9 protein-coding genes and 1 pseudogene are annotated in these 12,305 nt (G+C 58.7%); 6 read left to right on the top strand and 4 right to left on the bottom strand.

Annotated features, from left to right (window positions below):
• Window positions 1–448: 448 nt before the first annotated feature.
• The gene (locus ACQ4OD_RS22765; protein ID WP_430944972.1) at window positions 449–1,519 is read left to right on the top strand and encodes a hypothetical protein; all 1,071 of its coding nucleotides are present in this window, start codon (window positions 449–451) and stop codon (window positions 1,517–1,519) included.
• Window positions 1,520–1,772: 253 nt separating this feature from the next.
• Here ACQ4OD_RS22765 and ACQ4OD_RS22760 read toward each other — a convergent pair whose 3' ends face one another.
• Entirely contained in the window at window positions 1,773–2,399 is a 627-nt protein-coding gene (locus tag ACQ4OD_RS22760) for a hypothetical protein (RefSeq protein ID WP_430944971.1), read from the bottom strand.
• Window positions 2,400–2,908: 509 nt separating this feature from the next.
• On the opposite strand from ACQ4OD_RS22760, the pseudogene ACQ4OD_RS22755 reads away from it, so the two are divergent.
• The 3 genes and pseudogenes from ACQ4OD_RS22755 to ACQ4OD_RS22745 all read left to right on the top strand — a co-directional run.
• A pseudogene (locus ACQ4OD_RS22755) lies at window positions 2,909–3,142 on the top strand (zeta toxin family protein); the annotation flags it as partial.
• Between the two features lie 370 nt (window positions 3,143–3,512).
• Window positions 3,513–4,343 carry a hypothetical protein gene (locus ACQ4OD_RS22750; RefSeq protein ID WP_430944970.1) on the top strand — a complete coding sequence of 277 codons (831 nt, stop codon included), beginning with the start codon at window positions 3,513–3,515 and terminating at the stop codon, window positions 4,341–4,343.
• Between the two features lie 751 nt (window positions 4,344–5,094).
• Window positions 5,095–5,325 (top strand): hypothetical protein, encoded by a 231-nt coding sequence (locus ACQ4OD_RS22745; protein ID WP_102682137.1) that lies wholly within the window; start codon window positions 5,095–5,097, stop codon window positions 5,323–5,325.
• A gap of 144 nt (window positions 5,326–5,469) precedes the next feature.
• Here ACQ4OD_RS22745 and ACQ4OD_RS22740 read toward each other — a convergent pair whose 3' ends face one another.
• The 3 genes from ACQ4OD_RS22740 to ACQ4OD_RS22730 all read right to left on the bottom strand — a co-directional run bounded on the left by ACQ4OD_RS22740 (window position 5,470) and on the right by ACQ4OD_RS22730 (window position 9,019).
• Window positions 5,470–6,066, bottom strand: a complete 597-nt coding sequence (locus ACQ4OD_RS22740) for a hypothetical protein (protein WP_309475177.1) — start codon at window positions 6,064–6,066, stop codon at window positions 5,470–5,472.
• Between the two features lie 513 nt (window positions 6,067–6,579).
• Window positions 6,580–7,362 (bottom strand): hypothetical protein, encoded by a 783-nt coding sequence (locus tag ACQ4OD_RS22735; protein ID WP_139668906.1) that lies wholly within the window; start codon window positions 7,360–7,362, stop codon window positions 6,580–6,582.
• Window positions 7,363–7,531: 169 nt separating this feature from the next.
• Entirely contained in the window at window positions 7,532–9,019 is a 1,488-nt protein-coding gene (locus ACQ4OD_RS22730; RefSeq protein WP_430944969.1) for a methylenetetrahydrofolate reductase C-terminal domain-containing protein, read from the bottom strand.
• Window positions 9,020–9,320: 301 nt separating this feature from the next.
• Here ACQ4OD_RS22730 and metE point away from each other — a divergent pair, with 301 nt between their 5' ends.
• On the top strand, window positions 9,321–11,624 hold the full coding sequence (gene metE, locus ACQ4OD_RS22725; RefSeq protein ID WP_430944968.1) for a 5-methyltetrahydropteroyltriglutamate--homocysteine S-methyltransferase: 2,304 nt from the start codon (window positions 9,321–9,323) through the stop codon (window positions 11,622–11,624).
• A 77-nt stretch (window positions 11,625–11,701) separates the two neighbouring features.
• Window positions 11,702–12,220: a histidine phosphatase family protein gene (locus ACQ4OD_RS22720; protein ID WP_430944967.1), complete on the top strand. Its 519-nt coding sequence runs from the start codon at window positions 11,702–11,704 to the stop codon at window positions 12,218–12,220.
• Window positions 12,221–12,305: the final 85 nt, after the last annotated feature.

Raw genomic sequence — 12,305 nt, 5'->3', positions numbered from 1 at the left:
GTGGCTTTGTTGGAGACGCTCCCGCTCGCTCTGTCCGGCGGAGAGCGGCCAGAAGAAGTCTGCAGCAGATGGTACGACACTTCAACTGACAAAGATATTACGAGCATAGCTAAACATCCCAGCCATGACCAAAGTGCAAGAAATATCATGACCGAAATTCAACACTGTAACGACAGAGTACCTACCTTCAACGAAGCAAAGTTGATTGTCGGGCTCTGCGTCTCCATCCGGAACTCTCTGACCAAAGCTAGGAACGACGTGGATTGAGAATCCCTTCCACGACCAGTCTCTATACGAGAATGGATACCATAAGCTACGAACATAGCAAGAGAGTAAGAGCGTTGCGTCATAGCGTCTTGCAAACCTGTCGAAGCACATGGTCACAAAAAACACCAAGCCTAATTAGAGCTTAAACGCTACCCAAAATTTACTCATTTGGAGAAACCTCTTGGAGACACATGACTACACCGACCAAATAAGGGAAAACATTGAATATCAAATTAAAAAGCTTTCAATGTTCTGGAGCCTAAGAGAGAAGACAGTCAAAAGGCTTCTGGAAGAAGTCGCAAATAAAAAGCCGCCAGATATTGAAAACATAAACATCAATCAGGCCCTAACTGACTCGATCATGAACTCGATGGCGTCTTTGATTGACTATTACTACATTTACTGTTTTTTGAAAATGGGAATAGCCGAACACCACATTACAAAAGTTCAATACAGACCGCTTAACAATTACAATCTTCGGAAAACCTACCCTTCGAAAGGAAAAAACGAAAAAATAGCTTCGATGGAGCACATTAGAAGCGACACAAGGGTCAGGATCATAGAAGTCAGCCAACAAGACCCAAGCAAATTATCTGGAAATGATTACTGGCCAATATTTTTTGGAAACGCAATCGCCGGCCATCTGAAAGATACTGGCATGATGGAGAGAACACAGAATTTCAACTTTGATTATTGCGATGATGCCTTCTCAATTCCAAGTCTCGCGCTGAAATACCATGAATATATGTATCGATTTTATTGCAATGAATACTTCTCTCATGGTGTGAAGTACAATATTTTTTTAGATATAAACAACTGCCTAAAACACAACATAATTCCTTACGTGGAACCAAAAATTGAGAGGCTCGCGGGCGAGCTTAGAGGTTTCTTGTATTTCAAATTCACGAATAGAAGCAATATTTTTTTAAAGCCTGGCGTATTAAAAGGCATTGTAGAAATGGATTTTGAAAGACTCAGAAAAAACCTAAAATTGCTACATACAGATAAGAAAAATTACACATTCGAAATAGAAAGTGAACTTGGGATCGATAAGGTTATCACTACCGACTCAGAAAACGGATACATTAGTGACGGGGAGCTTTGTTTTTATATTGACAACGTTTTAATGAGGAAGAGTCAAGATGCCACTTATGTTGAGGCTGGTATCAACCTGAAGCTGGTGTTAGGCAGGCTCATCACTGATATTGAACAGGGAGTCAGCCTAAAATTCAGCGAACTTGAATTATCGTAGGCTCCATGTAAAGTTCACTTGTGAAAAAATAGCTGGTACCTACCCTGAGTTGGCACCAGCAATCTATTACAGGTAGAATTTTCCTTGGCCGAAAACTCATCGCCGGCGTAGTGAGTTCCGCTAGTCGAGCTAGCACCGCTCGCTTTACCGAAAGATTGATATCGCCACGATAGTCGCTCATGATGCACTTGCCATCGGCACATTCAAGCCACCTAGTTTCGGTAGCTTAGAAGTGAAGTGCATTGTTAGACGGCTAACCACATACCCATGTGCCATTCGGATTTTTTTGAGCTCCTGAATAGGCGCCGCCACAGACCCATGTTCCATTAGGATTTTGCTGGGCTCCGGTGTATGCCCCGCCGCATACCCAAGTACCATCGGGGTTCTTTTGTGCGCCGGTATAGGCACCGCCACAGACCCATGTTCCATTAGGATTTTTCTGGGCTCCGGTGTATGCCCCACCGCATACCCAAGTACCATCGGGATTCTTTTGTGCGCCGGTATAGGCACCGCCACAGACCCATGTTCCATTAGGATTTTTCTGGGCTCCGGTATATGCCCCGCCGCATACCCAAGTACCATCTGGGTTCTTTTGTGCGCCGGTATAGGCACCGCCACAGACCCATGTTCCATTAGGATTTTTCTGGGCTCCGGTGTATGCTCCGCCGCATACCCAAGTACCATCGGGATTCTTTTGTGCGCCGGTATAGGCGCCGCCACAGACCCATGTTCCATTAGGATTTTTCTGAGCTCCAGCGTATGCTCCGCCGCACACCCAAGTGCCGTCGGTGTTTTGTTGAGCACCCGTATAAGCGCTACCACAGACCCATGTGCCATTAGGATTTTTCTGGGCTCCGGTATATCCAAGTAATCTCCGCATATTCACTCCATTGAGATTTGGTATGTCTACAAATATGGGGGCTAGAACCAAGCCACGGCCAAAAAGAACGCCTGCACGGAGCGTACGAAGTCTTCATCACTGTGTCTAGGTTGACTTCGAGTTGTTTTCTCTAGCCGTGAAGGTCCGCTTCTGGCCGATCGCCGCCGTCCACCAAGAGCCGCTTTGGGGCGTTTCTGCCGTTCCTTACATACCATTTGAAGTGGGTGGGGGGAGCCTCCGCAACTTCCGATTCGATTCCACTGAAAGCCATAACTAGCTGATTTTTTTATAGATACCCTATGAGGTATGCCAAAAAATCCACCAAATTCCAGTGCCCCGAAAACCGGGACCTCACAGCCAACAACCGTCCGTCTGTCTCCGGCACCAGAATTGTCGATAGTGTTTAGTTACCCTATCGGGCTGATGAACCGCCTTTGGGCGGTTTTTTGCTTCTCGGGTCGGCTGAATGACTATTCCTAACGGGAAGCTTGTCTCAGAGGATGCGACGGATGCCCTTTACGGCCGATGAGCAGCGGATTTGGGATGAAGCGATAGCCTTCGCGAGGAGCAACAAGAAGGCCATCGGACGACGGTTGACATCAGTCGATACCTATCCGGCTGAAGAGGAGCCTGTCTCGGTTTTCATGTCAGGTTCTCCGGGGGCAGGCAAGACCGAGGCGTCGATTGCCTTGGTGAACCTCTTCTCCAATTCTGCAATCCTGCGGATAGATCCAGACGAGCTGTAGTGGCTCGCGAGCGCAAAGGCCAACACAGTCAAAGTCACAGCTATACCAGAAGAAAATTATCGTTTGCCTGTAGTGGTGTCGGGGACCCTGGGTAAAACGCTGAGGTGCGGGGACGGAACCCCGCAGTTTTTTGTTAGCGGAAGCCCCACCAGCTTAGTGAACAAATGAACAGTGTAAAGCCCGGTGAACTGTGCAGTTTCTTGCACCCAGAGCACGTTTGTTACCGATGGCGTAACGATCCAGCGTGGAGCCTTTTTCACAGCACCTGCCGGACTGGTCGAATCTTGGTTCTGATAAGGTCCTCTCCATCTTCTGTCGCCTTCCGCGGTTTCTGATATCGTCGTGAAACGTTAGGAAGGGAATCAACATGACCGCTGAATTACACTTCACTCGCCAAACTATGCTTGCCGCCGCTGTCCTACTGGAGCGCCTGACAGGGGCCAAATTTGACCAAATGGTCCTGCGACTAGGGCTGGATCACGTTGTTCCTCAGGGGGAACAGCTCAGTGTACCTAAGAAAGGTGTGGTTTTAGGCACGCAGGTTTTGCATCAACCGCAGCTCCTGGTCCAAGCAAAAGACGGGCTGATGTCCTTAGGTGAAGCGCTGATCCGTGAGGCTGTCGCGGTGATGAGCGAGCAGAGAATTGACGAACCTCAGGAGAATTTCCGGCGCAGTTTGGCCAGGGATGGTTTTACGGTTTCCTGGGAAGAAGGGAACTGTGGCGCCGGCTCTCCACCTTGGCTTAGGCGCTCTATGCCAACCAGCATTGACATGCCTCAGAATGATGATGAGGTCCATCGACTGTTGACGCATTTCGGGTTCAATACTGCAGGCCGGCATCTGGATCAGGCCATTGATGCTCACGCCCGAGGGGACTGGGCGGCAGCCAATGCTCAGTACAGAACGTTCCTTGAGCAGCTTGTCGACGACATCGCTAGTCTCCATTTTGGGACTGAAAACAGTGCATTGAGCAATCTCAACAATCGACTTCAATTGCTTGGTGGTAAGGGTTACTTGTCACAAAACCGGGGTGAATGGGCGCCGGATGGCAAAAGCTTTGTGGGAGGACTATTCAAGATGCTCCACTCTGAAGGTTCTCACCCTGGGCTGTCAGATGAGGACCATTGCACCTTCAGGCTGCACTTAGTTTTAGTGACTGCTCGGACTCTGCTGCGGCGTAGCTATCATAAACATTGAGTCATTTGCTGTACTGATCAGCCATTTTTTCGACTGTGGGTAGGTGCAAGATGTCTGGATTGGAGGGTGTTAGGCAGCTTGCAATGCACTGCACGAAGCAAATCTGAGAAGGTGGATTGTGTTTTGGGGATACGTTTAGGGATACATAGAGCCGAATTAGGTTGAAATATCTATATTTTATGGGCTCTATCGGTCACGTTTCGATTTCTGCCTCCGCGCTGTCCGTTTCCCTCCGTTTCAGCTTCATGTGATGCGGCTGGGCCTGTCTCGTGACAGGCCCACTGCCCATTCTCTACGGTGTAGGCAATTTCCCGCAGCATCCATTGCCTTTTCCCAGTCGTCCTAGGCTTGCATAAGAAAGCCGCAAGGAATAAATTCCCTCCGTCGCGGCCAATTCCGCGACCGGGTTTGGCGACCCGACCGAAAAAGGCGCAACGGCGCCCCGATCACGATTGCAGGCGCTTTTTTTGTGTCCGCTGTCCGTGTAATGGCGGCTGTGCGTGGGAGACCTTCGGGTCTGCCGGGTTCCTTTTCCTCGGTTCGCCAACCTGCGTACAGCTGCCACCCTATTCGTTTGGCGACGATGGTGTGGTGCTTCAACCGAAAAGGACCTCATGCATGCATTTCGCAAATCTGTACAGGATCCTCGCATCCGCTCTCCGCCGCCCAACCCGTGCGGCCACCCCATCCCCAACCTTCTACCCGATCGACAGCCAGTCCCTCGCCGACCGCGCCAATCGCGAGGTGCCCCATGACTGACCGTGACCGCATGTCTACCCTGCAAAGCTACGTCTGGACCCTCGAACTGCTAGGCGAGGCCCTGGTCCAGCATGACGAGGTGCTCGAGTGCGAGCACAACCCGCAACTGAGCTTTCGCAACACGGCGGGCATTCACCAGGCGATTCGGATCATCAGCCGTTTGGCCAGCGAGCAGTTCGGCAAGCTGGAGGTGATGAAAGAAGAGGGTGTTTCTACAGGCTGATGCTGCGCATCATCGGGGCCGCTTTGCGGCCCTATTGCGGGGTGTGTCCTGGGCGGACTCCACTTGAACCATCGCGTCTTGCAAGAGAGTGCCCTGTCAGCAACGCATCGTTCGCCCGGTGCTTCATCACCCCCGAATCAGCGTCTACCAGAACCACCCACCCCGAGCCAGTTCCTGCTCGCAACTCCGATACTGCGCCCCAAACACCGACGCCCGCGCCTGCACCTTCTGCGACACGTTCTTCAGCCACGGCTTGGCATCGTAGCTGCGGTTGCGGTAGCCGCCCCAGCCTTCGTGGTAATTCAGGTACTGGCCATAGGCGTCCCACTTGGACGTGCCATTCACCCGTTGGCTCTTCTGCATGTACCAGCCCATGAAGTCGAGGGCGTCGGCGAAGTCGTCGCGGGCGGCGCCCCAGCCGCCGGCTTCGCGCTTGTAGTCGGCCCAGGTCTCGTCCTTGGCCTGGGCGTAGCCGTAGGCGGTGCTGACCCGGCCCCAGGGGATGAAGCCGAGGAAGTAATAGCGCGGCGGCAGGGCGTCGTGCTTGAACGAGGACTCCTGGTACATCATCGCCATCGGCACCTGCACCGGGGCGCCCCAGCGCGCCTGCATCTTCAACGCCGCCTCGTGCCATTTCGGCTTCTCGCGGAAGATCTCGCAGAGGTTCTCGGGGTTGGCGGGAGGCTTGGTGGCACAGCCGGCTACAGCCAGGAGCAGGGCCGGCAGGGTGAGCCGAAGCATGGAGGGGGTTCCTTGTACGGACGTCGGGGTCGCAGGGCGCTGACGCTTTATACATTCTTTTGAGACGCAGATGAATCAGCGGGCGATCACGCGATGCCGAGCTTTTGCTCTGCCCTGCAGTGAAAAGCCTACAGGAGCAATACTCTTCATACGCGACGCTCAGGTAGCCGTTCTATATCACCCCGACAGATGCGACCATGCCGCGAAAGTGGCTGCTCGGCTGCAGGGTGTCTCCAAGGTGCGTCCGCTTGGGGCGGGAGGCCCAAGTGGCGGAGCTTCGAATGGGTGCGCACCGTAGCAATCGCGGCAGTTGGCCAACTTTATGAACATTGCTAATGATTGTTAAAAAGTTTCAACGGCATCGATCTGCCGTGGCCTTTGAGCGGCGGTTCATCATCGCTGCGCCGGCGGACGGTCATCGTGGTGTTGGCGCGGCAGCCGGGCATGACGGTCTGCCAATGCCATCAGGCGCGGCACAAGGCCGCCCCGGCAGGTGGGGCGGCATAGGCACGCTCAGCGCCCGGTCGCTTGCTCGATGAGCAACTGCCAGTTGCGCGCCTCTTGCCAGTCGGCGGCAAAGGGCAGCTGAAGCCAGTAGGGATGCTGGCCAGCGCTCTGCAACTGCACGTGCAGGGTGAAGGTGCGCACGGTGTCGTGGGTGGTGGTCGAAGTGGAGCGGGACTTGCCGCCGCCGATCATGCCGAAATGGTTGTTGAACGCGTAGACGTTGCGCCAGCCGTGCTTGGTGGTGGTCTTGGTAGTGCTGCGGGTGACAGCCTGTTCGTCCACGCGCACTTGCTTGACCACCCGTGGCGCATCCATCAGTGCGTGGCACTCGCCGGTTTCCGGGGCCAGCACATACAGCGCGTGGCTGTCGGGGAACACCGCCAGCATGCGCCCGCCGCGGCACACCCAGCGGTATGGCCCCAGGGCCTGGCTGGCCAGAAATGCCTTGCCATGCTCCATGCGCGCCGCATCGAGTGTGCGCCAGGCCTTGTCCAGCGCGCGTTGGCGGGGGTACCACAGTACCGACACCGGGTAGTACAGCAGCCACAACAGGCACCAGAGCAACACGGCATAGATCGGCCCGCCGATGTAATGGCCCTGCCAGATCCACTTGAGCATCAGATAGGCGCAGTAGGCGGCTTGCACGCCCATGAATGCCAGGGTGACCTGGCGCCGGCGCTGGTGCAGGCTGGCCTCGGCCTGCCGCACCTGTTCAACGGCGCGGCTGAGCGGCTCGGGTGTGGCGGTGAGGAGGGTATCGGCGGCGGTAACGTGTTGCTGAACTGACATAAGGCATCCTGCGCATGAAGGCTACGCGCCACTCTGGGCGCGACGGGCCGGGAGTATACCTTGGGTAAAACGCAGGGTTCGAGCCGGGAGCGGGCGAGGAATGCCAGTACTTCGTTTGCTGCTCGGTCAGTGACTTTTCCGACGGACAATGCGCATGGCTATAGGCGTATTACTCGTTGAACTCCGCAGCGACGTCGGGCTGCCGGGAGGGCGATCTCGAGGTGGCCGCTTCGAACCACACCGGCCACGAACTGCGCTGCCGGTTCTCCACCTGCACACAGGGAATCAGCCGCTCACGCAGCACCTCGGTCCTGCCCACGCTCACCGCCAGCCGGTACTTGGCGCTGTGCACGCATTCCCGATCGCCAAACTCGCAACGGTCCAGGCGGGTGCCGCCGCACGGCCCGTTGGCCAGCCCCTTGGGGCAGGTCTCGGGGCAGATATACAGCGTGTCCTCCAGCCGGCAACTGCCACAGGTATCGCAGCCCACCATCGGCCGTTTGATACGCCGCTCCAGCTGATGCAGCCACTGCGCCGCCGTGGGGTTGGCCCACAGTGGCCGGGTCACGGCCCAGCCGAAGGCCTTGCTCAAGGCGGTGGTGCGGCTGAACAGCTGGTGGTGCATTGCCGACAGCAGGTGATAGCGAACCTTTTCCTTGTTGGAGGCGGTGATCTGCCGCTGCCCGAGGCGCCAGGCGTGCCCGGGTGGATGGAAGGTGATTGGCTCAAGGTCCGCTTCCTGCCAGGCCGCTTCCCAGGCCGGGGTCCAGTCTTCCAGTGAGGTGAACTGCGGTTGCAGTGCGCTGATGGCCTGCTCCAGCGCCTCGAACTGCGCCACCTCGTGGATACCGGACAAGTGCACCCCGGCATAGCCCATCAACTTCAGGCCGATCACCTGCAAGGCCAGGCGCTGGTTGGCGCGCTCTTTGGCGTAGGCCTTGGAAACCGCTGCCTCGGCGGCCAGCAGTGCGCGCATCGATGGCGTGACGGTCACCCCGGCGACATGCTCAAGCATCCCGGCACGGCCCTCGGTGAGCGCCATGATGCAGGCCATCAACGGCTTGGGGCGGGGCTGGCGCTGCATCCAGTCGAAGGCTTCCTGATACTTATCGATATCGAAACCGAGTTGCAGGATGAACAGGTCGGCTCCGGCGGCGAGTTTCTTTTCGGCCTTGCTGTACTGCGCGCCGCCTTCGGCCTCCTGGTACTTGAACGGGTTGAGCGCGGCGGCCAGCAGCCAGTGCGGGCGGGCCTGGCGGACGATCTGCAGGGCGGCGACGGATTCGAGGTAGCGCACCGGGCGCTCGCCCGGGACGTGGCCGGGCAGGCGGTCGCCGGTGAGCAGCAGGAGCTGGTCGAGGCCGGCGGCGTCCATGCGTTGCAATTGCGCCAGCAGTTCGCGGCGCTCGCGGTCCTTGCCTGAGAAGTGCAGCAGGGCAGGGACGGGCTCGGCCAGGCTGTTGAAGGCGTCCAGCGGCGACATGTCCAGGGCGCTGCCGACGCGGTCGCCGATGGCCACGGTCAGCGGCCAGCCGCACAGCTGGGTGCGGGCCATGAGGGTGTCGAGGGTGGCAAAACGCTCGGCGCTGGGCTTGGGCACGAACTCCAGGATGCAGGCGAAGGCGTTGGCGTCCAGGGTTGTTTTCAGCAGGCTCATGGGGTGTGGGCTACCGGGTTGGGGCAGGGTGGCAGTGTGCGACAGGTGGGCGGCGTTGGCATGTCTGATTGCGCGGGTGAGTGTGTTGATTGAGACATTTGGGTCACCTGGGGCGACGTCATCGCGGGGCAAGCCCGCTCCCACGAAGCCTGCAACAACTTCGATGGCTGTAATGGCTCATCACAGGAATTGGCACCATGAACAAATCTTGAGTTCATCTCAAATTTAATGAGTTTGTCTCACATTAAACCGCAGCCCAGAATATCCCTCATTCATTTTAAAAAGATCGAGGGACCACGACATGGCACTGGCACACAACCTGGGTTTCCCACGTATCGGCCGCGACCGTGAGTTGAAGAAAGCCCAGGAAGCGTTCTGGAAGGGCGAGCTGAACGAAGCCGGCTTGCGCGCCGTGGGCCGTGAGCTGCGTGCCGCCCACTGGCAGGTGCAGAAGGATGCCGGCATCGACCTGCTGCCGGTCGGTGACTTCGCCTGGTACGACCAGGTGCTGACCCACTCGCTGACCTTTGGCGTGATCCCCGAGCGCTTCCGTGCCAAGGACGGTGCCAAGCCGACCCTGCAGACCCTGTTCGCCATGGCCCGAGGCGCCGTGGCGACGGACCGAAGCGATAGCTGCTGCGGTGGTGCCCACGCCCAGGAGATGACCAAGTGGTTCGACACCAACTACCACTACCTGGTCCCCGAGTTCAGCGCCGACCAGCAATTCGCCCTGAGCTGGGAGCAGCTGTTCGAAGAGGTCGAGGAGGCCAGGGCCTTGGGCCATGCGGTCAAGCCGGTGGTGATCGGCCCGTTGACCTATCTGTGGCTGGGCAAGGCCAAGGGCGCCGACTTCGACAAGCTCGACCTGCTCGACCGCCTGCTGCCGCTGTATGACCAGATCTTCAACCGCCTGGCGGTGCAGGGCGTGGAGTGGGTGCAGATCGACGAGCCGATCCTCGCCCTCGACCTGCCGCAGGACTGGAAGAACGCCTACGAACGGGTCTACAACATCCTCCAGCGCGCGCCGCTGAAAAAACTGATCGCCACCTACTTCGGCGGTCTCGAAGACAACCTCGGCCTGGCCGCCAACCTGCCGGTCGATGGCCTGCACATCGACCTGGTACGTGCCCCGGACCAGTACCCGACCATCCTCGACCGCCTGCCGGCCTACAAAGTTTTGTCGCTGGGTGTGGTCAACGGCCGCAACGTTTGGCGCTGCGACCTTGACAAGGCGCTGGAGGTGTTGCGCCATGCCCATGAGCGCTTGGGCGACCGCCTGTGGGTGGCGCCGTCGTGCTCGCTGCTGCACAGCCCGGTGGACCTGGACCGTGAAGACCAGCTCGATGACGAACTGAAAAGCTGGCTGGCCTTCGCCGTGCAGAAGTGCCGCGAAGTGACGTTGCTGGCCAAGGCACTGAACCAGCCCGAAGCCGACGCGGTGCTGGCGGCGCAGGCGCAGAGCCGCGCCGTGCAGCGCAGCCGCGCCACCTCGCCACGGATTCACAAGCCGGCGGTGCAGGCCCGTGTCGCCGCGATCAAGCCAACCGACAGCCAGCGCGCCAGCGCTTTCGAGCAGCGCATCGCCAAGCAGCGCGCCGGGCTCAACCTGCCGGCGTTTCCGACCACCACCATCGGGTCGTTCCCGCAGACCGCGGCCATCCGCCTGGCGCGCCAGGCGTTCAAGCAGGGCACGCTGACCGAGGCCGACTACATCGAGGCCATGCACAGCGAGATCCGTCATGCGGTGCAGATCCAGGAGAACCTCGGCCTGGACGTACTGGTGCACGGCGAGGCCGAGCGCAACGACATGGTCGAGTACTTCGCCGAACAGCTGGACGGCTACGCGTTCACCCGTTTCGGCTGGGTGCAGAGCTACGGTTCGCGCTGCGTGAAGCCAGCGGTTATCTTCGGTGACCTGAGCCGCCCGAAGGCGATGACCGTGGACTGGATCACGTACGCCCAGGGCCTGACCCGCAAGGTGATGAAGGGCATGCTGACGGGCCCGGTGACCATGCTGATGTGGTCGTTCCCACGCGAGGACGTGAGCCTCGAGGTGCAGGCACAGCAGCTGGCGCTGGCGCTGCGTGACGAGGTGTTGGACCTGGAGGCCGCCGGCATCAAGATCGTGCAGATCGACGAAGCCGCTTTCCGCGAGGGCCTGCCGCTGCGCCGCAGTGCCTGGCCGCGCTACCTGGAGTGGGCCACCGAGGCGTTTCGCCTGTGTGCCTCGGGTGTGCGGGACGAGACGCAGATCCACACCCACATGTGCTACAGCGAGTTCAACGATGTGATCGAGTCGATCGCGGCGATGGATGCGGATGTAATCACCATCGAGACCTCGCGTTCGGACATGGAACTGCTGGAGGCGTTCGAGCAGTTCGCTTACCCGAACGAGATCGGCCCGGGCGTGTACGACATCCACTCGCCGCGGGTGCCCGCCAGGGAAGAGATGGTCACGCTACTGCGCAAGGCTGCCCAGCGGATCCCGGCCGAGCGGTTGTGGGTGAACCCGGATTGCGGCTTGAAGACCCGTGGCTGGCCGGAGACCGAGGCAGCTTTGGTGAACATGGTCGCCGCTGCCCGCGAGTTGCGCGCTTCGGCCTGATAGTGGGGTTGGCAGGGCCCGCGCATGTTCCCCGCACTTCGGCTAGAGTGCCCGGACATCCCTGCCGAAGCCCTGCCATGAAGCCCATCCACCTCACCCTGATCTGCCACGCCCGCACCGAGGCACAAAGGGTGGGGCGCTTCGCCCAGGATGGCGAACCGTTGCTGGAGTTGCCCTCGCTTGTGCCTGAACCGGCGGTGCGCTACCTCAGCGCACCGGAGCTGCGCGCCCGGCAGACGGCCGAGGGCCTGAGGGCGACGGTTGATGAGGGGCTGCGCGACTGCGACCTGGGCACCTGGAAAGGTCAGCCGCTCAAGCAACTGGATGAGGCCGCGTTGCAGGCGTGGCTGAGCGACCCCCATGCCACGCCTCACGGCGGCGAATCGCTGGCCGCCCTGTGCGAACGTGTTGCCCATTGGATGGACAGCGCCCTGGGGGAGGGTGAATGGATCGCCGTGACCCACCCCTTCGTCATCCGCGCCGCAATGCTGCATGCGCTGGGCGCGCCTGTGCAATCCTTCCACCGCATAGATGTGCAGCCCCTGGCCAATGTGCGTTTCAGCCATTACGGTCAGTGGCGGGTGCGACTGGGCTGAGCATTGTGGGGCCGCTCCGCGCCCCATTCGCCGGCAAGCCGGCTCCCACAGGGATGGCACTTGGCTTGAGAGCAGAGCGGTCGGG

Origin of the sequence: Pseudomonas sp. WC1 (assembly GCF_050586565.1) — a bacterium.
Lineage (GTDB): Bacteria > Pseudomonadota > Gammaproteobacteria > Pseudomonadales > Pseudomonadaceae > Aquipseudomonas.
The sequence above is the reverse complement of the archived record's forward strand: the minus strand, read 5'-3'. Positions and strand labels throughout refer to the sequence as shown.

Excerpts from the sequence above, each read along its gene's own strand:
- metE (WP_430944968.1), top strand. The coding sequence starts at position 9,321 with ATGGCACTGGCACACAACCTGGGTTTCCCACGTATCGGCCGCGACCGT.
- ACQ4OD_RS22730 (WP_430944969.1), bottom strand. The coding sequence starts at position 9,019 with ATGAGCCTGCTGAAAACAACCCTGGACGCCAACGCCTTCGCCTGCATC.
- ACQ4OD_RS22760 (WP_430944971.1), bottom strand. The coding sequence starts at position 2,399 with ATGCGGAGATTACTTGGATATACCGGAGCCCAGAAAAATCCTAATGGC.
- ACQ4OD_RS22735 (WP_139668906.1), bottom strand. The coding sequence starts at position 7,362 with ATGTCAGTTCAGCAACACGTTACCGCCGCCGATACCCTCCTCACCGCC.
- ACQ4OD_RS22750 (WP_430944970.1), top strand. The coding sequence starts at position 3,513 with ATGACCGCTGAATTACACTTCACTCGCCAAACTATGCTTGCCGCCGCT.
- ACQ4OD_RS22720 (WP_430944967.1), top strand. The coding sequence starts at position 11,702 with ATGAAGCCCATCCACCTCACCCTGATCTGCCACGCCCGCACCGAGGCA.
- ACQ4OD_RS22745 (WP_102682137.1), top strand. The coding sequence starts at position 5,095 with ATGACTGACCGTGACCGCATGTCTACCCTGCAAAGCTACGTCTGGACC.
- ACQ4OD_RS22740 (WP_309475177.1), bottom strand. The coding sequence starts at position 6,066 with ATGCTTCGGCTCACCCTGCCGGCCCTGCTCCTGGCTGTAGCCGGCTGT.